Genomic DNA, 26610 nt, shown 5'->3' with positions numbered 1-26610 from the left:
GTGATGGGCAATTCTTTGGGAGGAAACCAAAATGAAATCTTACGTATTGAGCACCGCATCCGCGATTGCAGTTTGTGCCGCTGGCGCAGCTTTTGCTGAGGGTCACGCTGAAGCAGAAGTTCTGCACTACTGGACATCCGGTGGCGAAGCGAAATCAGTCGCAGTTCTGCAAGAAGAGTTCGCTGCAAACGGCGGCACATGGACTGACATGCCAGTTGCTGGCGGCGGCGGTGACGCGGCTGGAACGGCACTTCGTGCACGCGTTCTGTCCGGCAACGCGCCAACAGCAGCACAGATCAAAGGCCCAGCCATTCAGGAATGGTTTGCGGAAGGCGTTCTGGCTGACATTTCCAGCGTTGCAGAAGCCAACGACTGGGCAAACCTGCTGCCAGCGTCCATCGCAGCACACATGCAGTGCGATGGCACTTGGTGTGCGGCGCCAGTAAACGTGCACCGCGTTGACTGGATCTGGGCCAACACAGAAATCTTGGCTGCTAACGGCATCGAGATGCCAACAACTTGGGACGAGTTCAACGCCGCAGCCGAAAAACTGCAAGCCGCTGGGATCATTCCACTGGCCCACGGTGGTCAGGCTTGGCAGGACGCCACTGTGTTCGAAACTGTTGTTTTGGGTCTCGGCGGCGCTGAGTTCTATCAGGCAGCTCTCGTAGACCTCGACCCAGAGGCGCTGACATCTGACACGATGATTGCAGCGTTTGATCAGATGCGCACCATGCGCGGCTATGTTGATCCAAACTTCTCTGGTCGTGACTGGAACCTCGCCACAGCAATGGTCATGAACGGCGAAGCCGCTTTCCAGATCATGGGTGACTGGGCAAAGGGTGAATTCCTCGCTGCTGGAAAAGTTCCAGGCGTTGATTTCACATGTGCGTCCACTCCGGGTGACGGCTACCTCTATAACGTAGACAGCTTTGCGATGTTCTCTGTTGAAGGTGACGGCAAAGCCGCTGGTCAGGAACTGCTGGCTGAACTCATCATGGGGCCAACGTTCCAAGAAGTGTTCAACATGAACAAAGGCTCCATCCCAGCCCGTACAGACGTTGATCTGTCCGGCTTTGATGAGTGCGCGCAGATTTCTGCTGCTGACATGGCGTCTACGAACGAGGGCGGCACATTGATGCCATCTTACGCACACGGGATGGCACTGTTTGGTGCGCAGTCCGGCGCGATCACAGACGTTGTTACAGCGCACTTCAACTCTGACATGTCTTCTGAAGAAGCGGTTCAGATGTTGTCTCAGGCTGTCGCCAACTCCCAGTAATCTTTTAAAGATTACGAAAACGGCCTTGCCCCGATCTGGGGCAGGGCCACCAACCAAAGGGGGACTTCACATGACAAGATGGTTGCAAGACAACATGCCAAAAATCGTTTTGGCGCCGTCATTCATCGCCGTCATGGTGTTTGTATACGGCTTTATCGGCTGGACGGCTTGGGTGTCACTGACACGTTCGCGTCTCATGCCGCGCTACGAGCTGGACAGCTTTATCCAGTATGAACGCCTCGCCGACTCGCCAAGGTTTGAGACCGCGATGGTGAACCTCGCCATATTTGGCACATTATTTATCGTGATCGCTATGGTTCTGGGTCTGCTTCTGGCGATCCTGCTGGACCAGAAAATCCGCACCGAAGGCGCGATCCGCACGATTTATCTTTATCCCATGGCCCTGTCGATGATCGTCACAGGCACCGCATGGAAATGGATCCTGAACCCTGAACTTGGAATCGAAGCCACCGTCAAGGGCTGGGGGTTCGCCAATTTTGAATTCAACTGGCTGGTTGATCAGGACATGGCGATCTACACCGTTGTGCTTGCCGCGGTCTGGCAAAGTTCCGGCTTCGTTATGGCGCTATTCCTTGCCGGGCTTCGCTCTGTGGATGAAGAAATCATCAAGGCCGCGCAGGTTGATGGCATCCCCACTTGGCGCGTTTATTCCGCGATCATTATTCCGTCGATGGCCCCAATTTTCCTCAGCGCGTTCATCGTGCTGGCCCACCTCGCGATCAAAGCTTTTGACCTCGTCATCGCGCTTACTGGCGGTGGCCCGGGTTACGCGACCGATCTTCCGGCCACCTACATGTATGCCATGGCGTTCTCGCGCGGTGACATCGGGCAGGCGGCAAGTTCGGCCATGGTCATGATGCTTGTCGTGTTCACGATTGTTGTCCCTTACCTCTATTCAGAATTGAGGACCAAAAATGACTGATATGTCTTACGCCCCGACCCGCACCCAAAGCCCGACGACCAAACTGGTTCTGCGCTTTATCCTCTACATCCTGCTTGGCGTCTTTGCGCTGTTTTATCTCATGCCGCTGTTTGTGATGATTACAACGTCGCTGAAGTCTTTGGATGAAATCCGCACGGGCGATCTTGTATCGCTGCCACGCGAAGTCACTTTTGATGCTTGGCGCACGGCATGGTCTGGTGCCTGTACGGGTATCCAATGCGAAGGCGTGCGCCCCTATTTCCTGAATTCACTTCTGATCGCCATTCCTGCCGTTCTTATCTCCACGATCATCGGCGCGTTGAATGGCTACGTTGTGGCGCAATGGAAATTCAAAGGTGCGAACATCTTTTTTGCATTGTTGTTGTTTGGGTGCTTCATCCCGTTTCAGGTCGTGCTTTTGCCTATGGCGATCGTGCTGGGCAAATTGGGGATATCTGGCACCATTCCGGGTTTGATTTTCGTCCACGTGATCTATGGCCTTGGTTTTACCACGCTGTTTTTCCGCAACTACTACGTTAGCATCCCGTCCGAGCTGACAAAGGCGGCAAAAGTCGATGGCGCAGGCTTCTTTCGTATCTTCTGGTCGATCTTCCTGCCGCTGAGCCTGCCGATCATCGTTGTGTCCGTCATCTGGCAGTTCACCCAGATATGGAACGACTTCCTGTTCGGGGTAAGCTTTAGCCAAGCTGGCACTCAGCCTGTGACGGTTGCTCTTAACAACATCGTAAACTCAACCACTGGCGTCAAAGAATACAATGTCGATATGGCCGCAGCGATCATCGCTGCCCTGCCGACACTGCTTGTCTATGTCGTTGCTGGCAAATATTTCATCCGCGGTCTGACCGCTGGTTCTGTAAAGGGATAAATCAGATGTCACCTATTCTCGAAGTTAAAAACCTCTACAAGAACTACGGGGCAACCGAGGTTCTGAAAGACATCAATGTGTCGATCGAAAAAGGGGACTTTCTGGTCCTCGTCGGGCCCTCCGGTTGCGGTAAGTCAACGCTGTTAAACTGTATCGCTGGGCTTGAGCCGATCTCAGGGGGGGATTTGTTTATTGGCGGGCAAAACATGACAAACGTCAGCCCCAAGGACCGCGACATCGCGATGGTGTTTCAATCCTACGCTTTGTATCCGACCATGACCGTGGCCAAGAACATCACCTTCGGGATGAAAGTTCGCGGCATCGATCAGGCTACACAGGACGCCAAACTTAAGCACGTGTCCACACAGTTACAGATCGAACCGCTGTTGCACCGCAAGCCGGGCCAATTGTCCGGTGGTCAGCGCCAACGTGTCGCGATGGGCCGTGCCTTGGTGCGGGATCCAAAGTTGTTCTTATTTGATGAACCATTGTCCAACCTTGACGCTAAACTGCGCGTCGAAATGCGCACCGAGATTAAAGCGCTGCATCAACGGCTCGGCGCGTCCATGGTTTACGTCACACACGATCAGATCGAAGCCATGACATTGGCGACCAAGATCGTGGTGATGAAAGGCGGTGTGATCCAGCAGATCGGCACCCCTGCTGAGATTTACAACCGTCCTGCCAATCTGTTTGTGGCCGATTTCATGGGCAGCCCTGCGATGAACCTGATCCCAGCTAAGACAAAAGCGAACGGCAAAGGCATGCAGATCGAAATCGCACGCAAAGACGCCGATCCGATTGTTTTGACAGACACGCGCAATACCGACTTGCCAGAGAATGTCATTATTGGAGTGCGTCCTGAAGATATCGTAGATGCCGCCCTTGCCCGCACTGACGACACGCAACAAGCGGATTGTCTGATCGATATTGTTGAGCCCGCAGGCGCCGATACGTTTGCTGTGATGCAGCTTGGCGGTAAACACGTGACCGCGCGCTTGCATGCTGAAACAACAGCTGCCGCAGGCACTGCACAACGTCTGGCGTTTGATCTTGGAAAAGTCTCCTATTTTGAACCCGAGACCGGTTTACGGCTGAATTAACCGCATGCGTTTGGTGGCAGATATTGGCGGGACGAATGCACGATTGGCTTTGTGCAAAGACGGTGCAATCGTCCCGCAATCCGTTCGCAATTTCAGCAATGACGACTGGCCGCACCTCTACGATATCGTAGCGGCCTATCTCAAAGACCACGCGCCCGCGCCGCTAGATGACATGGTCATCGCCGTCGCGGGGCCAGTTCACGGCGACAAAGCGGTGCTGACCAACCGGAAGTGGACAATTCTAACGACCGAATTGCTCCAACGGTTCGGCTGTAAGGACGTGGTTCAGGTCAATGATTTGTCGGCACTTGGGTATGCGGTCCCTTCACTGCTCCCAACCCAGTTACGGCGCATCTATAACGGCCCTGCGTTGCCGTCCAAGACTGGGCAATCTTTGGTCGTCGGGATTGGGACGGGATTTAACGTTAGCCCCGTTTTGAGTACACTCAATGGCGTTCATTGCCTCGCCGTCGAAGCAGGGCATATTTCTATGCCGAAAAACGTGTCGGACATGCTTAAGGCAATCGACCTTTCACCAGACCTGTTTCCAACGATCGAAACACTGTTTTCAGGGCGCGGCTTTACGTTGTTTTGCCAACAGTTTACCGGCGACAATACCCTGCTCGGTACCACTGCGATCCAGTCCTACAAGACGTCAAGCAACCCTGCCATTTCCAACGCCATTGATCACTACGCGGCCCTGATTGGACAGCTGTTGCGTGATTTGTCGCTGGCTTACATACCGTCCTGTGGCGTCTACCTAGCAGGCAGCGTCGCCCGAGCTGTTGTAGGCATATCAACGGCTCGACTTATCGAAGTCTTTGCGCAACCTTGCGACATCCTTGGCGCCCGAACCCCAAGTCTTTTCACAATCGAAGACGATTTCGCGGCCCTTTATGGGTGTGCCGCCCTTGACCATAGACAGTGAGCTTGATTGCAGCTTTTAACACAAGCCACATCGCAGTTCGCAAGACAGACAGTAATCCTAGGCTTACGAGTTCGTTGCGCAAAGTGTTGGTTTTTTAGAAGCTGCGTAAAATTGAATGCAATCAAAGGGCCGTCTCGCAGGCATCTGATGACGCATGATTGCTTATGGAAGGCGAACGGCTGAGAGTGCCGTTAGCCAAATATTCAGATCTCGATCTTCTCGGCAATGCTTAGGGCATCTTCGACTTCGACGCCTACCCACCAACAAGGAGAAAGGCAGTTTGCAGGGTGCTGGACGTCGCTTTTGGATAAGACGCACTGACATTCAGACAGGATAGTCTTCACTATGCCAACAAGGTGAAGACTAGATGACGAAGAAGACCGACACCGAACCAATGAGCCGTGAATGGCACTGGCATCCAGAACTGCCAGTCAAGCACGCACCCTATTGGCTGTGGCCGCCCAAACCTGCCGCCTTGGCAAAATGGGTTTGGCAGAATTGGCTGCAGTTCTCGGATCGCTCGATCTTTCTGGTGCTCGCGTTTCTGGTCGCCTTCTGGCTGCAACCTGTCGGGCAAGAGCAAGCAAGCCTCGGTTTTGGCTGGGTGGCATGGGTATTTTTGCGAAACTGGCTATTTCTGGGCATCGTTGCCGGAGGTCTACACCACTGGTTCTACGGGATCGACGGGCAGGGAAAATTACTAAAATACGACCCACGCCCCTATTTCAAACGCAAGAACGCATTGTTCGCATTTGGCTACCAGACTTGGGACAACATCTATTACTCAATGGCGTTTGGTGCCACCAGTCTTTCAGTTTTGGAGTGTTTCCTGCGCTGGTCCTACGCCAGCGGATTGATCGGAACCTTGTCGTTTAGCGCGCATCCCGTCTGGTTCGTTCTGCTGTTTCCTCTGCTTGCGTTGTGGCAGAGCTTTCACTTTTATGGTGTGCACCTCATCTTGCATCAGCCGTCTATCTACAAACATGTGCATTCAGTGCATCACCGTAACGTCAATACTGGCCCGTGGTCTGGCATGTCGATGCACCCCGTCGAAGCCTTGGCATATCTCAGCGCGATCCTGATTGTTTTCGTCCTGCCAAGCCATCCGGTACATATGCTGTTTCTGGGTTATTGGCTGATGCTGGGTGCTGCCTCGTCGCATTCAGGATACGAGGCGATCTGGACGCGGGATCGTCAAGCCCTGCTGCTTGGTGCGTTCTTTCACCAACTGCATCACCGATATTACGAGTGCAACTATGGCAATGCCGAAATGCCCTGGGATAAGTGGTTCGGTACCTATCACGATGGTTCGGAAGAGGCGACGCAGCGCACCCGAAATCGTAAACGGCAAATGCATCGCTAGGGGTTAAGCTACCTGGCTTCGCAAGAGTATCTAGCGCATATTGGATCTGTGGGCCTAAGTCGGCTTAGTCCAGCCGTCTGTCAGCTCAACCTTTGATCCTCGCTCCACTCTGCGCGAATGGCTGGTTTTTCCGCTGCGCGGCAGTACCGAATCTTTCGCTGACGCAGCATTTCCCTCGCTGCGAGCGCATGCAGCGAGAAAAGCAAATTCCCACATTGGGCTCGAAGCAGACCATCGCCGCAGTAGCGATTTACGCCCTAAATTGGATGTTTGAGTGGCGGCTAAGCGGGACAAAGCGTCACTTCGCTGCAACTGCATCAACGTCTACTATCGAGTACGCATCAAAGAATTTATGAGCGCTTCAAAGGGGTCAGGATCAGCCCTAGAAGACTGCGACTGACTTCCTTCGAGCTTCTGATACAGGCAGTCCAAATCTGGGAGAATTCGGGTTGGCATCACGTAGAAATGACCTTTCTCACTTCAACTTCTCGATAGAGTAAGTGGGTGTCTCACAGTTTTTTTCCGTAACCAGTCGGGCCAGTACAGCATCATGGGATCCGTGACTGAATTCAGCGGCATGAAGCCCGCCTTGGATGAGCAACGTATCCCAGCCAGCAGCTTGCCCGCCTGCGATGTCATGTTCCAAGCTGTCCCCAACCATCAACAACCGGTCTGCATTAAGCTTTGCTCTTAACTCGTCAAAAATACGGCGATGAGGCTTGCCATAAAAGACAACTTTGCCGCCACGCTTGTGATATTGATGTGCCAAAGTGCCGGCTGAGGTCACCAACTGGCTGTTTGCGCGCGGGCTTTTGAGATCAGGGTTTGAGCAATAGACTGGCAACGCGGCTGCGTAGGCTTGGTCTAAAATGCCTTGCCACTGATCTGCGCTATCACCATCGGGCAACCCCATTAGCAAAATAGCCTGAGCGGTTTCCACCGAAGTTTCGATTTCGATATCTAAACCATCAGCCCACGTCGCGGCGTCGCCTGCGACGCGCTCAACGGGAAAGAACCGAGCTTCGGTAATTGACGCGTTTGCGATGTCGCGCCACAGCGCCTCGCCGCTGGTCATTACGAATTCAAATAAGGAGGTGGCGAACCCCTTGTTTGCGATCCGAGCCGCATTGGGGGCACTCCGTTTGCCTGAATTGGACAGCACTGCCATACGGACGCTGCGGTTCGCGAGCTGTTCAAGACAGTCGACCGCACCCGCATAGGGCGCGCTACCATCGTGCAAAACGCCCCATTGGTCGAAAACGATTGCATCGTAGTTTGAAGCAATCGTTGAGATTTTATCTAGATATTGGGTCACGGGATGTCAGACCTCGGCTGTTGCGTTTAAGGCCTAAGCATTGCCCATCAAGTGGAACTTGCGCGATAGACGTCTCGTGCGTCAAACTTACTTTTCGTACGGTAAGTCTGGTTCAATTGCACAGTTTAAACACTATGGCGCAATAGCCTACAGGCAATTGTTGTTGCAACAACGCATTCGGCTCTTTAGCCTCATAGACCTGTAAAATAAGAAGTATTTAAGACTAGAGCGATACAAATACATCTGGGAGGATGACGATGAAATTGACGAAACGATATTTCCTGCAAATGCTAACACGCTTGGCAACGGTGGCATTGCTTTCATCAACGGCTTCTATTTCGTCGGCTCAGGAGGTTTCCGCAGAGCTTGACGCCTGGCTCAAAGAGAACGCTCTCGGGGCCCATGCGATGGGCGAAGAAAACTGGGACGAGATCGTTGCGGCAGCGAAGGAAGAAGGAGAGGTTTCCGTCTACACCGCGTCTGGTCGGATCGCCAAAGTCGTGGACCATTTTCAGGCACTTTACCCAGGTATCACGCTGACAGTGTATGATCTGGGCTCAGTTAAGACCATCGAGAAAACCGTGCGCGAACAAGACGCGGGTATCTTTACTGCTGATGTCGTTACCACCGGAAACTCCGGACAAGTTATCCATGAACTTTTGGCCAATAACCGTATATTCAACTACGTGCCGGCACATTTTAAAGACAAGATTCCCGAAGAAAACCGTGACCCGCTGCTTATCCGCGTGAACGAGGCGATGGTATTTTTCTACAATACAGAAACCTATCCCGAAGGCGCACCGATCAGCAATGTTTGGGAGCTAACCCAAGAAGAATTCCGAGGCCGTGTTGGGATCAAAGACCCGATGGGATCAGGATCATCGCTTATGGGTTTGGCCGTTTTGGTGCAGTTCCCAGATGAGATGGCGGCAGCCTACAAACGTCTGACAGGCGAGGACATTGTGTTGGGCGACGGAGTGCCAGATGCGGGATATGAATTCGTGCGCCGTTTGTTGGCCAATGATGTTGTGATCTTCAAATCGGGCTCCAAATTGGCAGATGCCGCTGGTGCAAAGGGTCAAGACGATGCGATGATAGCAATGACGAGCATGACCTATATTTCGCGCAATGATGACAAAGGAAATGTGAACGCGATTATCTCTGACCTCGATCCGGCATCGCGCATGGTCTATCCGAATTTCATGTCTATCGGAGCCAATGCACCAAACCCCAATGCGGCCAAAGTGTTGATCGCCTATCTGTTGGGCAGCCCCGACATCACGCTAGAGACCAAGCTGGAGAAGCCCTATATTGAGGGCGCAAGCTTCGATTTGCTCCAAGGTTTGGCCCCGTATCATGATGCCGGGTCGGTTAGCCCGCGGAATGATGTACCGCTGCCTCTGGGCGGTGAGATTTGGGACGAGATGGTTGGCTGGAACGTGTCTGCTGACTTTATGTGGGAACAAGGCCCACGTTTGCGTGACTTCTGGTTAATACACTCCAGCCAGTAGAATTGAGGCGCATGGATGGGACAAATACGTCTTGATGGGATCGTAAAGTCCTATGGCAAAGAGGTCGTGGTCAAGAACCTCGACCTCACAGTTCAGCCGGGTGAATTCCTGACCATACTTGGGCCATCCGGCTGCGGCAAAACCACAACCCTGCGCATGATTGCAGGGTTGGAGGAGCCGGACCAAGGGAATATTCAACTCGGGGAGCGCGTGGTTTTCTCGCGCGCAGACGGCGTGGTTATCCCGCCCGAAGCGCGGCGCCTCGGGTTGATTTTTCAAAGCTATGCATTGTGGCCGCATATGACTGTGGCCAAGAATATTACATTGGCTTTGAAGGAACAAAATATCTCCAAAGCTGATATCGCAAGGCGGTTGGAAAATGCGTTGGAGATGGTGCAGCTAACGGGCTACGCCGGACGCTACCCTTCTGAATTGTCCGGCGGGCAGCAGCAAAGGGTCGCGGTGGCACGATTGATTGCTTTGCGACCGTCGATTTTGTTGATGGACGAGCCGCTGTCCAATCTTGATGCCAAATTGCGCACAGAGATGCGTGCAAGCCTCAAGCGGCTGCACCGTGATCTTGAGGCGACAACGGTTTATGTGACCCATGACCAGATCGAAGCGTTAACCCTGTCGGACCGCGTGATCATCATGAACGACGGGCGAATTATGCAAGAGGGCTCGCCCTATGACATCTACCATCATCCCGCGAATATTTTTGTCGCCGAGTTCATTGGTGACCCGGGGATCAATCTGTTCAATGGTACGATTGCCAACGGGGTGCTTGATTGCGGGGCCGTCTCAATTCCTCTGCCTGACGCCATTGCCCGGCACGGCGGCGATTTGATCGCAGGCATTCGGCCTGAGAAGATGCACGTGTCTGAGACTGCAAAAGACGGCTGGCTCAAAGCGCGGACCGAGATTTTGCAACCAACGGGAGCCAATACAATCGTTGAGGTCAAGGTAGGCGATACGCCAATCACATTGATGCAGCCTGGGTTCATGACGTTGCCTGCAGGCACCGAGCTATGGCTGCAATTTGATCCCGAGTCCTTAAGCTTCTTTGACACCGACACGCAGGAAAATCTGCGCAACAAGGTGGGTTAACTCCATGGCAATGGCAGACAGCGGTAAACCGGCGTTTTGGTCTTTGCAAAACATCTCGTATCAAGCTTACCGGCTGAAAAACCGACCGGAATTGATCATCGGGCTTCTGGCGCTTGGATTCCTAAGCTTCGTCGTATTGGTGCCGTTGCTGCAAATCATCAAAGATGCTTTTACGTTCCAGAGCTATGATCTTGCCTACAATCCAGACGGGGTTGTAGGCGAGTTCACGCTATTCCATCTGGATCGCGTTTTTAACCAGCCCATTTCTGCGGCGCTGTTTTACAAGCCGCTGGTCAACAGTCTTAAGATGGGATTTTTCGTCACTGTGATTGCGCTGACAGTTGGGTTTTCCCTTGCGTGGTTGATGGTCAGAACCAATGTCCATTTCAAAGGCGTCTTCGGTGCTATGTTGGTGTTTCCCTATATGATGCCGTCATGGGTGATGGCAATTGCATGGCTAAGCCTGTTCAAAAATGACCGTGTTGGCGGGTCCGAGGGGCTGCTGACCTATTGGACCGGAACGCAAGCACCTGACTGGGTGGCCTACGGGTTATTTCCGATCGTGATCACGCTGGCGTTGCATTATTATGCCTACGCCTATCTGCTGATCTCTGGAGCCTTGGCAACGGTCGACAGCGAGCTTGAGGAAGCGGGTGCGACAAGCGGCATGGGCAAATGGAAGCGCATCCGCGTGATCACCATGCCACTGTTGATGCCGGCCATCGGATCGGCCATCGTGCTGACATTCATTCGCATTTTGGGGACATTCGGAACGCCTGCATTGCTAGGCCTTCCGGTTCGCTTCTTTACATTCTCGACGCAAATCTATGCCTCCATCAACGCGCGCAACCAAGGTGATGCGTTTGTGTTGGCACTGGTATTGATCGTTCTCGCAATCTCGTTCATCTGGATCAATAGCCGCATTATAGGCGTGCGCAAAAGTTATGTGACCATGACGGGCAAAGGCTTTCGCAAGCACGAAAGCGACCTTGGAAAACTGCGCTGGCCTGCGACCGTATTTGTGATTCTGTTCCTGTGCATGACCGTCGCCTTGCCGCTAATTTTGCTGCTTTGGGAATCGCTCACACTCATACCCGGAGATTACAGCCTTTCCAATCTGACGACCTACTTTTGGGTCGGGCAAGGCAATGTGAATTTAGCCTACGGCGAGCCCGGCGTAATCCACAACAAAGGCATCATGGGCGCTTTGATCAATTCTATAAAGCTTGGGTTTGCGGCAGCATTATTCAACGGTGTGTTGGGCCTATTGGTTGGCTATGCAGTGGTTCGCGGGCGCGGAAAACGCTTATCACAATGGCTGGAAGCAATCGCATTCGCCCCGTATATCTTCCCGTCCATCGCACTCGGCGCGATATATATCGGCATGTTCTCCACAAGTATCGGCCCTGTTCCGGCGCTTTATGGCACATTCACTATTTTGATCCTGATAACGGTGATCAAGAACTTGCCCTTCACCTCACGCACCGGAATTGCAGCAATTTTGCAGATTCACCAATCGCTAGAAGAGGCCGCGCGGGTTCAAGGAATTGGTTGGTTCAGGCGCATGTTCCGCATCATCATTCCTTTATCCATGAGCGGGGTTGTTGCGGGGATGTTGTTGACGTTCATTACGGCTATGCGGGAGCTATCGTTGATTATTTTGCTGATTTCACCGGGCAACATGGTTCTGACAGGCCTAATATTTGGCTACCAAGAACAAGACATGGCACAGCATTCCAGCGCTGTGACTTTGATGCTGGTACTGATCATCATCATAATCAGCGTCATTGTTCGTGTGATGTCACGCAGCGCCGGCGTAGGGCGACTAAACACAACTTAAACTTGTTATCATCATATGGTAATAAATACCGTAGCGGCGCGTGGCTAGGTCATGGTGGAGCTTGTGCTTTTTCATTTAGATTGAATAGGTCGCATTAGTTGACCAGTCACACCCCAACTTTGCCAATGGTATTTAGTAGTCGCCATTCGCCGCAATGCAGAAATTTTATGGTATGGACTCTAAGCAGTCATCTACCCCTTTCCGTCAGACAGGTTCGGTAATGGGTGGTGTCGAAGTCGGATCTGCTGGACAATGCTGTCGCCCAGAATAGCTTTCACAAAATCTGCTTCCAGCCCGAACTAGACCTCGGTCCGATTATTAATTGCGATCTATTTGCGTATCTATTCCTGACAACGACTTGCCCACCTAATGTCGTGCAATCGTTTACTGGCAAAATGTCACCGCCTTATGTGTTTCGGCTCAAATGGCTGAGCTACCGAGGGTCTCAAGATCTTGCGCCTATACTGGTAACGTTTGAGATCTCCATTGGGTTGCCATCAGAGTCCTTCAGGCGGCAAAGGTCACCCGATGCTGCTCTGCGTCAAAGGCAAAGGCAGCATGGTCATCGAAATCCAATTCGATTTTCTCTCCAACAAGCGTCCCATCCTGGCCGAATATGCGCACTGTCAGCGCTTCCTGCTCATCAGTCGACACCAACAGGTTGGTATCGCCACCTAAGCGCTCAACATGCGTCACCGTCCCCTTGATCCGCCCACCTTTTGTTGGTCGCAGATGTTCTGGACGAATACCCAACGCCCCATTTTCGGGTATCGCAAGCGGGGCTTTCTTCAGGAAGTTCATTGCGGGAGACCCAAGGAAACCTGCGACAAACTGGTTGGCGGGGTTGTTGTACAGCTCCATCGGGGATCCAACCTGTTCCACCCGCCCGTCCCGTAAAACGACGATCTTATCAGCAAGTGTCATGGCTTCTGTCTGGTCGTGGGTCACGTAGATCATCGAGGCACTTAGCGTGCGGTGAAGCTCGGCGATTTCGATGCGGGTGTTCATCCGCAGCGCCGCGTCGAGGTTGGACAACGGCTCGTCGAACAGGAATAGTTGTGGCTCGCGCACAATGGCGCGCCCAATGGCCACTCGCTGGCGTTGCCCGCCGGACAGGTCGGACGGGCGACGATCGACATATGCGCTCAGATCGAGCATCTCGACGGCCTTGCCAACCCGCTCTTCGATCACAGATTTCGGCTGTTTCTCTTGCTTGAGGCCAAGCGCCATGTTGTCGTGAACGCTTAGGTGCGGATAGAGCGCGTAGGATTGAAACACCATCGCAATGCCGCGTTTGGCGGGCGGGATATTGTTGACGACATTCCCGCCGATGTTCACCGTGCCCGCCGTTGCGTCCTCTAGCCCGGCGATCACACGCAGCAAGGTGGATTTGCCACAACCCGAAGGCCCGACAAATACAACGAATTCGCCTTCCTCTACGGTCAGATTGATGTCTTTCAGGACTTCTACAGACCCAAAGGATTTGCAGACATTTGTGAGGCTCAGGGCGGTCATTGGGTAACTCCTAGTTCAACGGGGCGGCCAGTGCGGATGCTTTCATCAGCGGCGAGGCAAATGCCCAAGGATTGCACGGCATCGGTCATGTGCCGGGTTAGGTCTATGTCTTGAGAAATCGCGTCGATCATGAACGCTTGCTCGGAATTGCAAAGCTCTTGGTGACCGGGCTCGTCAGGCAGCTCGATCAGTTCGTCACCGGTGGTGCGGTGAACAAGCAGGCCGCCAACCTTGGTATGGCCATCCACGTTGTCAGATGCGCCCTTGTTGCCGTCGGTGATAGACACGGCCCCGTTGGGCGACACCACGTCTTTCACGAAGAACGCGGTCTCGGACATCATCGGTCCCCATCCGGCTTCGTACCATCCGATCGAGCCATCCGCGAACCACACCTGTAGCTGGCCGTAGTTATACATCTCCGGTGCAATCTCGTCTGACAGGCGCAGTCCCATGCCGCTGACGCGTACAGGCTTGGCGTCGGTGATCTGGCACATCACATCCACGTAATGCACGCCACAATCGACGATAGGGCTGGTCGTTTGCATCAGCGATTTATGGGTCTCCCAAGTCGGACCATCCGATTGCTGGTTGAGATTCATGCGGAAGACATATGGCCCGCCCAAATCGCGCGCTTCAGAGATCAGGCGTTGCCAGCTAGGGTGGTGGCGCAGGATGTAGCCCACGACAAGCTTGCGGTTCAGCCGTTTGGCGGTGGCAACAACGCGTTCTGCGTCTGCCACGGTGGTTGCCAGTGGCTTTTCAATGAACACATCCGCGCCTGCCTGCATCGCTGAAATGGCGTAATCGGCGTGGCTGTCGGAATAAGTCGCGATGCAAACCAAGTCGGGCTTGAGCGCCAAACCTTCGTCGAAGGTCGCAAATCGCGGATACCCTTCTAGCTCTGCGGGCAAAGCGACGTCGGAGCGGTTTACCAGCCCCACGATCTCTGCCTCAGGATGGGCATGATAGGCAAGCGCATGGCTGCGCCCCATATTGCCAAGACCTGCAATGACAACTCTCATTTGACTGCACCAGAGGTGATGCCGCGGATCAGTTGGCGCGAGAAGATGACGTAGAGCGCCATTACCGGCAAGATCGCCAGCGACAATGCAGACAGGACTGCGTTCCAATCGGTGACGAACTGACCGATGAACACTTGGCTGCCAAGGGTCAGGGTTTTGACCTCTTCGGCGGGGGCAAGGATCAGCGGGAACCAAAGGTCGTTCCAGATTGGGATCATATTGAACACCGCAACCGTCGCCATTGCAGGCCGCACAAGTGGCAGGACGAGACGGAAGAAGATGCGGTACTCGGACAAGCCGTCAATGCGGCCCGCGTTTTTCAGGTCATCACTGACCTGCCGCATGAACTCGCTCAGGATGAACACCGCCAGAGGCAGGCCCTGCGCCGTATAGACGAGGATCAGCGCCCAGAGGGTGTTCACCAAACCCGTCTGCACCATCATTTCCAGAATGGCGACGGTGCCGATCCGGATCGGGATCATGATGCCGAGGGCCAGATACAGCCCCATGATCATGTTGCCTTTGAAGCGGTATTCAGCCAGCGCGAAGGCCGCCATTGCTCCGAACAACAAGATGAAAAACAATGACCCCACGGTGACGATCATCGAGTTCTGGAAGTAGAGGAAGAAGTCCCCCTGCTTGAGCACAGTCTCGTATCCGATCAACGAAAAGCTGTCAGAATTGGGCATCGCCAAGGGCTCGCGGAAAATGGCTTTGCGGGTCTTGAAGCTGTTGATTACGATCACGAAAACCGGAAACAACGCGATCAGGGTGTAGAGGATCAGCGCGCCGTGGGCAGCGTATGTGCTGAAAGGGTTTTGACGTGCAGAGTTCATGTCCTTCTCCTCAGAACTGATAGCGGCGCATGCGTGACTGGATACCAAAGAGGTACAGACACACACCGACGAGGATGATGGCGAACATGGCCGACGCGATGGTGGAGCCCATATGCGGATCGCCAAGTTGCAATTGGAAGCCGAAGAAGGTCCGGTACATGAACGTCCCCAGAATATCGGTCGAGAAGTCCGGGCCCGCCAGCGCCCCTTGCGCGGCATAGATCAGGTCGAACGCGTTGAAGTTCGCCACGAAAGTCAGGATCGAGATGATGCCAATAGATGGCAGGATCAGCGGCAGTTTGATCTTCCAAAACGCCGCGAAACCAGTGATGCCTTCAACCTCGGCAGCCTCAAGAATTTCGTCCGGGATAGACAAAAGCGCGGCGTAAATCAGCATCATCGGGATGCCGACAAATTGCCAGACTGATACCAGTGAGAGGGCGGTCAGCGCGTATGCTTCCTTGCCCAGCCACGGCGCGTAAAGGGATTTCAAGCCGACCGCGTCCAACATCCCGGGCGCAATGCCCCAGATCGGCGACAGGATCAGTTTCCACGCGAAACCCACGATGACGAAGCTCAGGATCGTCGGGATGAAAATTGCAGACCGATAGAAGCTGGCAAAGCGCAGCTTTGGATGGCTCAGGATCGCGGCCAGCGCGACGCCGATGGGGTTTTGCACCAGCATGTGCACGATAAAGAACCAGAAATTGTTGCCCAATGCGTTCCAGAACTGGGTGGACCACACGGTGTCCCCGAATAGGGTGCGGAAGTTTTGCAGGCCTACGAAAACACGCTCTTGACCGATCTCAGTGAACAACGACAGGCGCAAGGTGTTGAACAAGGGGTAAATCATTACCGCTGTGTAAACGAGCACCGCAGGTGCAAGAAAAACGACAATGTACCATCTGAACTTTGGTTTTGTCTGGAGATCGGGCATCAGGAAATCCTACCGCTAAACGGGGTGAATGAGGGGGAGTGTCGCCCTAAGAGGGCGCCACTCGAGTTTTTGGGAGGTTTGGTTACTTCTGTGGTTCGTACCAGCTGGCAAGACCTTCTTGCAGACGCTTGCCTGCATCTTCCGGGCTTTCCTCGCCTTTGATCACGGCCACGGATGCGTTCCATGTGTCGTTCTCAAGGTTCGGTGTGCCGCGCGACAGGATCTGGTAGGTTGACCGGATCGAGCTTTCGCATTCACCCCGCCAAGAGATGAACTCTTGCGCAAGCGGGTCTTCAAGCGTGACTGGCGCGGAGGATAGCGGGAAGAAGCCCGGCAGCGCGTTCGCAAAGATCGTAGCGAATTCGGACGAGCCAACCCAGTTCAGGAAGGTTTTCGCGGCTTCTGCATTCGGCGTGGCGGCGTTCATGCCAATACCGATGTCGGTGTGGTCCGAGATATAGCAAGTGTCGCCAGCGTTTTGCACAGGTGGGTAAAACGCGCCCATCTCGAAATCGGCCAACCCGTTGAAGCCGGAGACTTCCCAAGAACCAGCCGGATAGATCGCCGCGCGGCCCAAGGTGAAGATGTTTTGGCTATCAGGGTAAGTTTGCGCCTCATACCCATCGCCCAGATATGGCGCCCATTTGGCAAGCTGGCGATATGGGGCAACCCATGCTTCATCGGTCAGCTTCTGGTCGCCTGCGATCAGCGCCAAACGGCCCTCTTCACCCTTCCAGTAGTTTGGACCGATGTTGTTGTAGCCCATTGTGGCGGCTTCCCACTGGTCGTTGGTGCCCATCGCCATCGGGGTGTAATTGCCGTCTTCTTTGATCTTGTCCAAGACCGCAAAGAACTCGGCTTCGGTCTTTGGAACTTCGACGCCGACTTCGGCGAACGCATCTTTGTTGTAGATGAAGCCGTGGATCACGCTGGCCATTGGCACGCAGTACTGAGTGGCCGCGTCATCGGTGCTCCAGCCAGACTTCGAGACGGGCGAGAAATTCGCCATGCCTTCGATGTCGCTTATATCGGCCAAATGGCCCGCTTCAAACAAGGCCTGCGAGGCGTCAAACGGGCGGCACGTGATGATGTCACCAGCAGAGCCCGCATCCAGTTTCGAGTTCAACACCGCGTTGTATTCCGCAGGTGCGGACGGTGTGAATTTCAGCTTGATGCCGTCATGCGCGGCCTCAAAGGCAGGAATAATTTTATCCTGCCAGATTGCCAGGTCGTCGTTGCGCCAGCTCTCAATGGTCAGCGTTACGTCCTGCGCCGAGGCTGTGCCTGCGATCATCGTCGTGGCCAGCATGGCTCCGATTAGTGTGGTCTTCTTCATGGTCTTCTCCCTATTTAACGATCTAGTTTTGGTTTGTTTTAAGTGACTGCAAACAAGGGCCAAGATGCCCGTCATGTGCAGCCAGCAAGTCTTGCGCCTGCGACGCAGAGCAGCCTTTGGCGAGCAAAACGGCGACTTTTGGATTGCCGCTTGCGGCATTCAAGGCCGTTTCGGCGGCTTGCATCGAAACTTCCGAGATATGAGACACGATACCCGTCGCCCGCTTCACCAACTTGGCATTGTCGGCCACTACATTGACCATCATGCCCTGATAGACATGACCCAGCTTCACACCCATCAACGATGACATCAAGTTGAGCGCGGCTTTTTGCGCTGTTCCCGCGCCCAGCCGGGTTGATCCTGCGATCACTTCGGGTGGTGTTTCAAGGCAGATGGACACGTCTGCGGTCTCTAGAAGCGGGGTTGCGGGATTGTTCGCGATAGCGACGACGGTGCCGCCCTTGGCCTTTGCCAATTTTGCGACGGCTAAAGCATAAGGTGTCGTCCCGCTTGCGCTCAGCACGATAACGGCGTCGCCAGACTTCACGTCGCGGACTGCGATTTCTGCCGACCCAGCGTCGTCTTCTGTGTCGCCCGGCATGTACCCGTCGGCAGGCACCCCGCCTGCCATATGGATGCGCACCGCGCGGGCTGGAATACCAAATGTTCCTGACAGCTCGCAGGCGTCCGCCAATGCCATCAACCCCGAACTGCCAGCCGCTGCATATGTCAGGCAGCACCCGGAGCGTATCGCCGACGCCATAACTTCTGCACCCCGATCAATATCCGCCGCCGCCGCGTGAATCGAACTGATCGCAGCCTGCTGGCCTTCCAGCAACGCAAACACCGCATCGACCGATGAAAGCTCATCGATAGGCTGTCTTGCTGATATTTTTTCTGTCGTTGGCAGCAGCATCAGATTCTCCCTGTCTAAACTAATACCTTTTAAATACCTATTGTCTACCATTTTCTTTAATCGCCATAATTTGGCCGAAAAAATAATGCCAATAACCACTAATAGTGCTATTTGGTCTATCTTTCATAAAATAGGTATTATAAAGGTATCGTATGACTGATTCAGGGCGCACACTCATTATCGGCGTGGATGGCGGCGGCACAGGATGCCGCGCAGCCATTGGAACGCCTAATGACGGTGTGCTTGCGCGGGCTGAAGGCGGGCGCGCCAACGTGGCTTCTGATTTTGCGCTTTCGATCAAAAACATCACGTCCACAGTTGAGGCTGCCGCAGAGCGCGCCGGCATTCCGCGGGCTGAATTGAGCAAAGCCGCGGCGCATATCGGTGTTGCAGGAGTGTTGGGACCAATAGAAAACGCGCAAGTCGTGTCTGGCTTGCCCTACGGGTCGATGACTGTGACCGATGACCGACCTACCGCGGTAACCGGCGCATTGGGCGGCCAAGATGGCTACCTGCTATCTGTTGGAACCGGAACAATAGCAGCCGCCAGCACGTCCGGCACTTTCACTTATGTTGGCGGATGGGGGTTCGCCGTGGCGGATCAGGCGTCAGGCGCATGGCTCGGTCGCGCGGCCTTAGAGCAGGTCATGCTGTGCCATGACGGCCTTACTGATCATACCCGTCTTACACGCGCGCTACTTTCGAAATTTGACGATGATCCCAACGCCATTGTCGCCTTCAGCATGGCGGCCAAGCCCGGCGACTTCGGCACTCTAGCGCCCGAAATTATTGCAGGTGCGCAGGCGTTGGACCCGTGGGGGCAATCCATAATGAAAAAGGGCGCGGATCATCTGATGCGCTGCCTCACAAGACTTGGATTTCTGCCCGGTGATACGCTCTGTCTGTCTGGCGGCGTTGGGCCACATTACGCGGACTATCTAGCAGCAGAGTTTCTGTCAGGTCGCATTGAGTCACGCGGCAGCGCGCTCGACGGCGCGTTTCAACTTGCCAGATCAAATTTGGTCAACCAGCTGGAGAGCAACTGATGACAATAGCCGCCTTCTTGACGCCAGATAAGTGGCTGCAATCTGATGGTGGGCCGCGTTATGTCCAATTGCGCGAAAGGCTAACAGAGGGCGTTGATCAAGGGCTTCTGAAAGCGGGGAGCCCGTTGCCGCCTGAGCGTGAGATAGCGTCAATAACTGAGTTGTCCCGCGTCACTGTACGCAAGGCCATACAGGCCCTCGCTAGGGACGGGATCATCATCCAAAAGCAGGGGTCTGGGTCATTTGTGGCCTCACACGCACCACAGATTGAACAATCGTTGTCGCGCCTGACATCTTTCAGCGAAGACATGTCCAGGCGGGGTATGTCCTCAACAAGTGTCTGGCTTGAGCGCGGTGTTTACATGCCGTCGCCGGACGAGGTTCTTGCCCTTGCCCTGTCACCTGACGATTCCGTATCGCGCATCGCACGGCTCAGAACAGCGGATGGCAAGCCCATGGCCATCGAGCGCGCGTCACTTTCAACCGAAATGCTGCCCAATCCGCTTCTGGTTGAGACGTCGTTGTATGAAGTCCTTGGACAGGCTGGGTTCAGACCGGTTCGGGCTTTGCAAAAAATCTCTGCAATCAATCTCGAAGAAGACAATGCGGCATTGCTGGATGTCGCGCCGGGAAAAGCCGGGCTGCGGATCGAACGCACCTCGTATCTGGCCGACGGACGCACGGTCGAGTTCACACAATCCATATATCGCGGAGACGCCTACAACTTCGTAGCCGAGCTGCGCCTTGCCAAAGAATAGGACTGCCAAAATGATCACATCTCAAACACAGATGCGCCGCGAGGTGCTTGAAATACCCGTTGCTGTGGACCGCCTGCTGCACAAAGGTGGCGACGACATCCGCCGTGCCGCCGATGCAATGCGCGCCCGTACTCCCAGCTACATGGTGACCGTCGCGCGCGGCTCGTCGGATCATGTCGCCACCTATCTTAAATACGCGTCCGAGCTGCTGACCGGGACACCTATTGCGTCAATCGGGCCATCTATTGCGTCGATCTATGGCCGCAAACTCAATCTGGATGGCAGCGTCTGCCTGTCGGTGTCTCAATCCGGCAAAAGCCCCGACATCGTTGAAATGGCACGGATGGCGCGAAATGGCGGCGCATTGTCGATTGCGATGACAAACCACCCAGATAGCCCCTTGGCGCAGGTGGCGGATCACACGCTGAATTTGCACGCTGGCGAAGAACTCAGTGTCGCCGCGACAAAAACATTCGTGAACTCAACAGTATCCGGCATTTGGCTTCTGGCGGAATGGGCGGAAGACGAGGCATTGCGGGCCGCCATCCATGATCTGCCCAGCAAGCTGGAAGAGGCGGTCAATATTGACTGGCCGGACGCCCGCGCCGCACTCGGGTCGCGCAATTCGATTTTCTGTCTGGGCCGAGGTCCAGCCTATGCCATATCGAATGAAGCCGCGCTGAAATTCAAAGAGACCTGTCAAATCCACGCTGAATCCTACTCTTCCGCAGAAGTGCTGCACGGCCCTGTCTCCATTGTGGACAGCGGCTTTCCTGTCATCGCCCTTGCGTCAGGTGATGAGGCTGAAGATGCATTGGCCAGTGTTGCAGACGAGATCGCCGCAAAAGGGGCTACGGTTTTTGCGACGAGCGACAAAGTGCGGCAAGCTAATGCGTTGCCCGTGACGCGGACGGGTCATGCGCTGACCGATCCGATCTCGCTCATCGCAAGCTTCTACGCCATGGTCGAGCGCACAGCCGCATCGCGCGGCATTAACCCGGACGCGCCTCGGCATCTCAAGAAAGTGACCGAAACGGTATGAGCGACATGACCAAAGCCTATGTCGGAGCGCAGATTCATGACGGGCAAGTGCTCCATGAAAATCATGCGCTTGTGGTCGACGGTGACGGCCGCTTTAGCGTTCAGGCGATTGACAGTCTTCCGTCAGGCTGCCCGACGCAAAAACTGAACGGGGGCGTGATCACCCCCGGATTTGTCGATTTGCAGGTCAATGGCGGTGGTGGCGTCATGTTCAACGACGATCAATCTGTGGACGCCCTGCGCACCATTGCCGGCGCCCATGCGACGACCGGGACACAAGCTTTGCTACCCACATTGATCACTGACACGCCTGACCGCACACGAGCCGCGATTGATGCGGTCGAGCAGGCAATTGCGGAGAGGATCAGCGGCATCGTGGGCATCCACCTGGAAGGTCCGCACCTGTCTGTCGCGCGCAAAGGGGCGCACGATCCAAAGTTGATCCGCGCCATGGCTGACGAGGACTTATCGCTGATATTGTATGCAGCAGAGCGCTTGCCAAATGTCATGGTAACCGTTGCGCCAGAGAACACGACGCTGGCACAGATCAGATCAATGGCTGAGGCGGGCATCATCGTTTCGCTGGGCCATACGGACGCAGACCGCGACACATGCCACGCCGCATTTGATGCAGGCGCTCGGTGCGTGACGCATTTATTCAACGCCATGAGCCAATTGGGAAACCGCGAGCCCGGCTTGGTCGGCGCGACACTTGAACGTGGCGACATCTACGCGGGGCTTATCGCAGACGGCATTCACGTCCACCCAGCTGCCATCCGCATTGCCTTAGCTTCAAAACCACAGTCCGACAGGATTTTCCTCGTCACGGACGCTATGGCTACGGCCGGTTCCCAGATCAATAGTTTTTTGATCAATGGTCGCGAGGCATTCAGGAAGGATCATCGCTTGACCTTGGCCGATGGCACGCTCGCAGGAGCCGATTTGGAAATACCACGCGCACTCTCGATCATGATTAACAATGCGGGGGACGACGTGTCGAAGGCAGTCGCCCGCGCGACATCAACACCTGCCAACCTGCTCCGCGAGGGTAACGACATGGGATGTCTAAGTGGTTCATCTCGATCAGTGTTATACTTTGACAACGGATTCTCAAATCCGAATGCTCTTCGCGCGATGGATACTTTGCACGCAATTTGAAATAGCTTGCGGATTCGCAGTTGCTAGGGTGTGAGCCAATGCGGGAAAGAATTGGTCAAAACGACTTACGATTGTAGAGCAAGCTGGAAAACGAATTCGACTACGACACGCAACGGCCTCTTTGTCACCCTAAGCCGACTTTTGTGTTCAGCGCAGTATTGGTCGAAGTGGGCTCGAAGCCGCCTTTTCTTTCGCAGAAACACTTGATGACGCGCCCGCGGCGAAGCCGACATTAGTTTTTAGGCTACCCCAACTCACCGCATAAGGACGGAGAAGGAGTAACTCGCGGAAAATGGGATTTCTTTCCTTTGGCCCCAGATTGTGCGCGAGCAACCTAGGATAGTCGTGACTGCGACACCGAAACTTGTCTACTGCTGGATCCGACAAAGCCTGAAGATCCAAAGCAAATAACATTTGACGAATGCGGTTTGGCCTCCGATTGAGCGCTGCCCAACAGTTGCTTGGCAATTCCGTGCGATCGGTGGTTTGGGTCGACATATAGCTCTGAAATTTCCCCGAGTTTGCCGCCTGCATAGATTGCTGTGCATTCGTTGAGGGTCATCGCTCCGACAGGTTGGTGATCCGCAAAGGCGATCAACGCGATAACACCAGCGTCTGAAACGACGCGCGATGTTATCTCAAAGACTTCCTCCATTGTAGCTGTCTCACCACCAGACAATTCGTCCACGAGAGCATGGACAAATGGGGCAACTGTCGTGGCGTCGCTGATGTCGGCCCCGCGTATGGAAATCTGGGGGACTTCCTTGCTTGCAGTTGCCGTTCCCGCTTGCGAGCTGCTTAACGTATTTTCAATGTCAGACACTTGTAACCCCAGTCCTGGTATCGTCCGCGTACCGAGAGTTCTTATCTGCCGCAGATATCTGAAAGATGTTATCGACCAGAGGCGGACAATCCGTAAGAATAGACATTGTTGAGGTATCCTTGATCTTGAATTCGAAATTCTGTTTCCCCGACATGCTTGAGGCCTTGAGATATGTAAAAGGCTATTGCTGGAGAGTTTTCGGCATTTGTCGCCAGCCAGACAGAACTAACGCCCTACTTGTGACAGTGTTTAAGCGTAGTGTTCAGAAGTCGTTTGCCTATTCCTTGTCCGTGGTGGCACGGTTGGACATAGAAAGTTGCAATTTCCGTGTCTGAACAGCCTTCAACGGGGGGCGGGGCTTCTCGGCGTTACACGTAAAAAGCCATCAATTCCTTCTGCGTTTTCAGAAACCAAAATGAACTGGTATGGGTCGGATATCAGGACGCTCGTCTTTCAAAGGTGAAAGTCTTTAACGCATACTCGGCAAAGAGCGCGCTCACGCCTCTTTTGAGATAGGTCCCGATCCAAACTTCCATTGAGATTGCTGCCATGCTTGACGCGTCTGATGGGGTCGCGTTGCGAATGGTCATGGCTGGCGCTCCATAATCATTCGAATGCCAAATACTACCAAAATTGTTCCAAGCGTGCGTTCGAACCAAACGCCAAATCGGTTGTAAATCGCACGGGCAGGACCAGTAGACAGTATCGCGACAACGATCGTGTACCATAAGACCTCCATCCCGAATCCTATAAAGAGAATGGCGGACTTGGCGCCAAGTCCTGTCTCGGATGGTATCGCGACCGCATAGAGGCTGACAAAGAAGGTTATCGCCTTAGGGTTGGAAAGATTGATCAGAAGTCCTAATCTGAGACCACGTTCGAAAGCGTCGTCTGACAACACCGTCGGGCTTTTCGATTTGGACGCGTTGGGCCGAAGCCAGCTCTGAAGTCCGAGATAAATCAAAAACAACCCACCCGCGACTTGAACAAAGCTGCCAAGCCAACCAATATGTGACAAGACCACCGCAAGACCCGTCATGCTGAGAACAGCGTATAGCGTTGCCGCCAAAGCAAGCCCCAGTGTCGCTCCATGCGCAGTTCGAGGTGCGCCTGAAATCGCGAGCCTCGATATGAGCGTGAAATTCGGACCGGGGCTCACCACAACCGCTGCATAGAGAACCGCGACCGTCGCGATCGTGATCAAGTCATTTGACATACGTGTTTAGCTCCTTTCGTTTCTTATCCAGCCTGTTCGGTACACGCTTTCAGCTTGGTTCTTGAAGGGCCAACATCAGGATGACATCCACCCATATTTCCTTGATTTGCTTCCACATTGTGATGCCTCCTGACCAAATCCAACACTTGGTAGGTCGAGCTGCTCACCAGTATAGGTCGTTTTCGGCACTATCTATGGCAGGTCATATAGTCCGAGTGCATTGCCAAAGGGGTCGGCGAATTCGGAGTATGTCACAACACCGGGAATATCGATTGCGTCCCCGGTATTGATGCCAAGTTCAGCACGCTCGCGCTGCGCATCTGCCATATCTTCCACCAAGAATCTGATGATGGCCCCGGACGGTTGTTGGTTTTCGACTTCAAAGAGTTGAACCCAGGTGTCGGGCGCAACTTTGAATTCAACAACGCCGGGAAAGGGCCGCATTATTTCGGTTTCTGCACCTAGAAAGTTGAGATACCATGTCTCCGCTTCTGCGATCGATGAGACGGGGACACCGACTGTGACTTCGCCGAACGGCTCTGCCGAGGCAAAACTAGTGGACGCAAGAAGTGCCATTGAGGTTTTTGTTAGCCATCTCATCGTTAGATACCACCCGTCAGATCTTCTGCAAGCATGAGCGCGTTGCCATCAGGATCATAGAAGGTCGCGGTCTTTACCATGCCCTCTACGACATCTGTTTCACCATCAAACTTAACTTTGGCATGCTCCAGTTTTTGACGCGCGGTATCTAAGTCAGCAATTCCGAAAACTGGCACGCAGTTGCCGGGGGCAGGTTTGGTATGCTCACCAAGACCGATAGTGACCCCAGTTGTTTTGGTCTGGAGTTCAGACCAGCCTGCCTCATCCGAATGAAAATTTGTCTGAAACCCCAGCATGTTTTCATACCACTTGGCGCTTTTGTATCGATCCGTCACTGACAAAGCGATAGTAATGGTGTTTTCTATTGAAACGAGTGGCATGGGCTTCCTTTTGGTTAAAAAATATAGTAACTATACTTTATGGACATTGATTTTCTTGTCAACATCACTTCTCGCGCTTGGGCACTTTCCATTCTATCGAACCTGCATGAAGGTGTTGCTGGGCGACAGGCGGCGCTGCTGACTGCAACAGGTGCCAGCAGATCAGCCTTCGGCCAAAGCATGGAACACCTTATTGAGAGTGGGCTTCTGGAACGGAACCCCGGCCACGGCCATCCGCTGCGGCCAGAGTTTCGTCTGACGCCAAGTGGCGTAACGGCCGCCGCAATCGCTTATAAAGTTCAAAGTGTTTCTGGAGACGAAGATCAGGACTTGCTGCGTCGTTCATGGACATTGCCAGTTTTGACAACGCTTCAAACGCCGCGCCATTTTAACGAGATCAGGCGAAACCTGTTAACGATTACGGATCGTGCTTTGTCGCAGACTCTGAAATCTATGGAAGAGCGAAGCTGGGTGCATAGGAGCGTTACCAATACCGCCCGTCCGCCGAGATCAATCTACAGCGCAGTCAACACAGGGGGAGTTATTAGCCAGATCACGGGGGCTGAGGTTCGGCTCGCTCGACATTGATTTGGTGTTGAAGCATTCCGAAACGGTTCATAGCGCGGTGGACAAACGTTGGGATTTGACCGATTTCTCGTTGAAGCTGACGTTGGACTTACGTTTATTGGGCTACTGCGATGCGGAGATTGTGTTGTAAAACACCGCTTTTGGTACTTACTGCCGGGCT

General features: G+C 54.0%; 26 protein-coding genes. 14 read left to right on the top strand and 12 right to left on the bottom strand.

Annotated elements, in window-relative coordinates; all coding sequences use genetic code 11:
• Window positions 1-31: 31 nt before the first annotated feature.
• From BCF46_RS08585 to BCF46_RS08560, 6 genes are all read left to right on the top strand, one after another.
• Window positions 32-1282 carry an ABC transporter substrate-binding protein gene (locus tag BCF46_RS08585; RefSeq protein ID WP_121023341.1) on the top strand — a complete coding sequence of 417 codons (1251 nt, stop codon included), beginning with the start codon at window positions 32-34 and terminating at the stop codon, window positions 1280-1282.
• 70 nt (window positions 1283-1352) lie between these two features.
• The gene (locus BCF46_RS08580; protein ID WP_121023340.1) at window positions 1353-2225 is read left to right on the top strand and encodes a carbohydrate ABC transporter permease; all 873 of its coding nucleotides are present in this window, start codon (window positions 1353-1355) and stop codon (window positions 2223-2225) included.
• A complete protein-coding gene (locus BCF46_RS08575) occupies window positions 2218-3111 on the top strand; it encodes a carbohydrate ABC transporter permease (RefSeq protein ID WP_049835306.1) in 894 nt (297 codons plus the stop codon). The genes BCF46_RS08580 and BCF46_RS08575 overlap by 8 nt, the downstream gene beginning before the upstream one ends.
• Window positions 3112-3116: 5 nt before the next feature.
• A complete protein-coding gene (locus BCF46_RS08570; protein WP_121023339.1) occupies window positions 3117-4214 on the top strand; it encodes an ABC transporter ATP-binding protein in 1098 nt (365 codons plus the stop codon).
• 4 nt (window positions 4215-4218) lie between these two features.
• A complete protein-coding gene (locus tag BCF46_RS08565; protein ID WP_121023338.1) occupies window positions 4219-5142 on the top strand; it encodes a glucokinase in 924 nt (307 codons plus the stop codon).
• A 367-nt stretch (window positions 5143-5509) separates the two neighbouring features.
• The gene (locus BCF46_RS08560; protein WP_121023337.1) at window positions 5510-6505 is read left to right on the top strand and encodes a sterol desaturase family protein; all 996 of its coding nucleotides are present in this window, start codon (window positions 5510-5512) and stop codon (window positions 6503-6505) included.
• Window positions 6506-6980: 475 nt separating this feature from the next.
• On the opposite strand, the gene BCF46_RS08555 is transcribed toward BCF46_RS08560, so the two are convergent.
• Entirely contained in the window at window positions 6981-7820 is an 840-nt protein-coding gene (locus BCF46_RS08555) for a TIGR01459 family HAD-type hydrolase (protein WP_121023336.1), read from the bottom strand.
• A gap of 257 nt (window positions 7821-8077) precedes the next feature.
• On the opposite strand from BCF46_RS08555, the gene BCF46_RS08550 reads away from it, so the two are divergent.
• Genes BCF46_RS08550 through BCF46_RS08540 form a run of 3 tightly spaced genes read left to right on the top strand, consistent with a single transcriptional unit; the run spans window position 8078 to window position 12278 of the window.
• Window positions 8078-9331 (top strand): ABC transporter substrate-binding protein, encoded by a 1254-nt coding sequence (locus tag BCF46_RS08550; protein ID WP_121023335.1) that lies wholly within the window; start codon window positions 8078-8080, stop codon window positions 9329-9331.
• Between the two features lie 15 nt (window positions 9332-9346).
• Window positions 9347-10438, top strand: a complete 1092-nt coding sequence (locus BCF46_RS08545) for an ABC transporter ATP-binding protein (protein WP_121023334.1) — start codon at window positions 9347-9349, stop codon at window positions 10436-10438.
• Window positions 10439-10442: 4 nt separating this feature from the next.
• The gene (locus tag BCF46_RS08540) at window positions 10443-12278 is read left to right on the top strand and encodes an ABC transporter permease (protein ID WP_121023333.1); all 1836 of its coding nucleotides are present in this window, start codon (window positions 10443-10445) and stop codon (window positions 12276-12278) included.
• A 507-nt stretch (window positions 12279-12785) separates the two neighbouring features.
• Here BCF46_RS08540 and BCF46_RS08535 read toward each other — a convergent pair.
• The 6 genes from BCF46_RS08535 to BCF46_RS08510 form a co-directional block, all read right to left on the bottom strand.
• The gene (locus BCF46_RS08535) at window positions 12786-13793 is read right to left on the bottom strand and encodes an ABC transporter ATP-binding protein (protein ID WP_121023332.1); all 1008 of its coding nucleotides are present in this window, start codon (window positions 13791-13793) and stop codon (window positions 12786-12788) included.
• Window positions 13790-14815 (bottom strand): Gfo/Idh/MocA family protein, encoded by a 1026-nt coding sequence (locus BCF46_RS08530; protein ID WP_121023331.1) that lies wholly within the window; start codon window positions 14813-14815, stop codon window positions 13790-13792. The genes BCF46_RS08535 and BCF46_RS08530 overlap by 4 nt, the downstream gene beginning before the upstream one ends.
• Window positions 14812-15651 (bottom strand): carbohydrate ABC transporter permease, encoded by an 840-nt coding sequence (locus tag BCF46_RS08525; RefSeq protein ID WP_121023330.1) that lies wholly within the window; start codon window positions 15649-15651, stop codon window positions 14812-14814. The genes BCF46_RS08530 and BCF46_RS08525 overlap by 4 nt, the downstream gene beginning before the upstream one ends.
• A 10-nt stretch (window positions 15652-15661) precedes the next feature.
• The gene (locus BCF46_RS08520) at window positions 15662-16588 is read right to left on the bottom strand and encodes a carbohydrate ABC transporter permease (RefSeq protein WP_121023329.1); all 927 of its coding nucleotides are present in this window, start codon (window positions 16586-16588) and stop codon (window positions 15662-15664) included.
• Window positions 16589-16670: 82 nt separating this feature from the next.
• Complete coding sequence (locus BCF46_RS08515; protein ID WP_121023328.1) at window positions 16671-17924, bottom strand: ABC transporter substrate-binding protein; 1254 nt, start codon at window positions 17922-17924, stop codon at window positions 16671-16673.
• Between the two features lie 22 nt (window positions 17925-17946).
• Window positions 17947-18840 carry an N-acetylmuramic acid 6-phosphate etherase gene (locus BCF46_RS08510; protein WP_121023327.1) on the bottom strand — a complete coding sequence of 298 codons (894 nt, stop codon included), beginning with the start codon at window positions 18838-18840 and terminating at the stop codon, window positions 17947-17949.
• A gap of 152 nt (window positions 18841-18992) precedes the next feature.
• Between BCF46_RS08510 and BCF46_RS08505 the strand changes: the two genes are divergently transcribed.
• From BCF46_RS08505 to nagA, 4 genes are read left to right on the top strand one after another with little or no spacing between them, the layout of a single operon-like run.
• Window positions 18993-19886, top strand: a complete 894-nt coding sequence (locus tag BCF46_RS08505; RefSeq protein WP_121023326.1) for a glucosamine kinase nucleotide-binding domain-containing protein — start codon at window positions 18993-18995, stop codon at window positions 19884-19886.
• Window positions 19886-20644, top strand: coding sequence for a GntR family transcriptional regulator (locus tag BCF46_RS08500; RefSeq protein WP_121023325.1), 759 nt, complete (start codon window positions 19886-19888; stop codon window positions 20642-20644). The genes BCF46_RS08505 and BCF46_RS08500 overlap by 1 nt, the downstream gene beginning before the upstream one ends.
• Window positions 20645-20654: 10 nt before the next feature.
• Window positions 20655-21686 carry an SIS domain-containing protein gene (locus BCF46_RS08495; RefSeq protein ID WP_170157899.1) on the top strand — a complete coding sequence of 344 codons (1032 nt, stop codon included), beginning with the start codon at window positions 20655-20657 and terminating at the stop codon, window positions 21684-21686.
• Entirely contained in the window at window positions 21683-22843 is a 1161-nt protein-coding gene (nagA, locus tag BCF46_RS08490) for an N-acetylglucosamine-6-phosphate deacetylase (protein WP_121023324.1), read from the top strand. The genes BCF46_RS08495 and nagA overlap by 4 nt, the downstream gene beginning before the upstream one ends.
• 334 nt (window positions 22844-23177) lie before the next feature.
• On the opposite strand, the gene BCF46_RS08485 is transcribed toward nagA, so the two are convergent.
• The 5 genes from BCF46_RS08485 to BCF46_RS08465 all read right to left on the bottom strand — a co-directional run bounded on the left by BCF46_RS08485 (window position 23178) and on the right by BCF46_RS08465 (window position 25862).
• Window positions 23178-23666 carry a GNAT family N-acetyltransferase gene (locus BCF46_RS08485; RefSeq protein WP_121023323.1) on the bottom strand — a complete coding sequence of 163 codons (489 nt, stop codon included), beginning with the start codon at window positions 23664-23666 and terminating at the stop codon, window positions 23178-23180.
• Window positions 23667-23899: 233 nt separating this feature from the next.
• A complete protein-coding gene (locus BCF46_RS20165; protein ID WP_342768427.1) occupies window positions 23900-23989 on the bottom strand; it encodes a GNAT family N-acetyltransferase in 90 nt (29 codons plus the stop codon).
• A gap of 263 nt (window positions 23990-24252) precedes the next feature.
• Window positions 24253-24882 (bottom strand): LysE family translocator, encoded by a 630-nt coding sequence (locus tag BCF46_RS08475; protein WP_121023322.1) that lies wholly within the window; start codon window positions 24880-24882, stop codon window positions 24253-24255.
• A gap of 192 nt (window positions 24883-25074) precedes the next feature.
• Window positions 25075-25458, bottom strand: a complete 384-nt coding sequence (locus BCF46_RS08470; RefSeq protein WP_245989924.1) for a VOC family protein — start codon at window positions 25456-25458, stop codon at window positions 25075-25077.
• Window positions 25459-25484: 26 nt separating this feature from the next.
• Entirely contained in the window at window positions 25485-25862 is a 378-nt protein-coding gene (locus BCF46_RS08465; protein ID WP_121023320.1) for a VOC family protein, read from the bottom strand.
• Window positions 25863-25901: 39 nt separating this feature from the next.
• Here BCF46_RS08465 and BCF46_RS08460 point away from each other — a divergent pair, with 39 nt between their 5' ends.
• Window positions 25902-26450, top strand: a complete 549-nt coding sequence (locus BCF46_RS08460) for a winged helix-turn-helix transcriptional regulator (RefSeq protein WP_121023319.1) — start codon at window positions 25902-25904, stop codon at window positions 26448-26450.
• Window positions 26451-26610 lie beyond the last annotated feature (160 nt).

The sequence above is a fragment of the Litoreibacter meonggei genome, assembly GCF_003663885.1.
In the GTDB taxonomy this organism is placed as follows: Bacteria; Pseudomonadota; Alphaproteobacteria; order Rhodobacterales; family Rhodobacteraceae; genus Litoreibacter; species Litoreibacter meonggei.
Note: the sequence above shows the minus strand (reverse complement) of the source record. Positions and strands in the feature narration are given on the sequence as shown.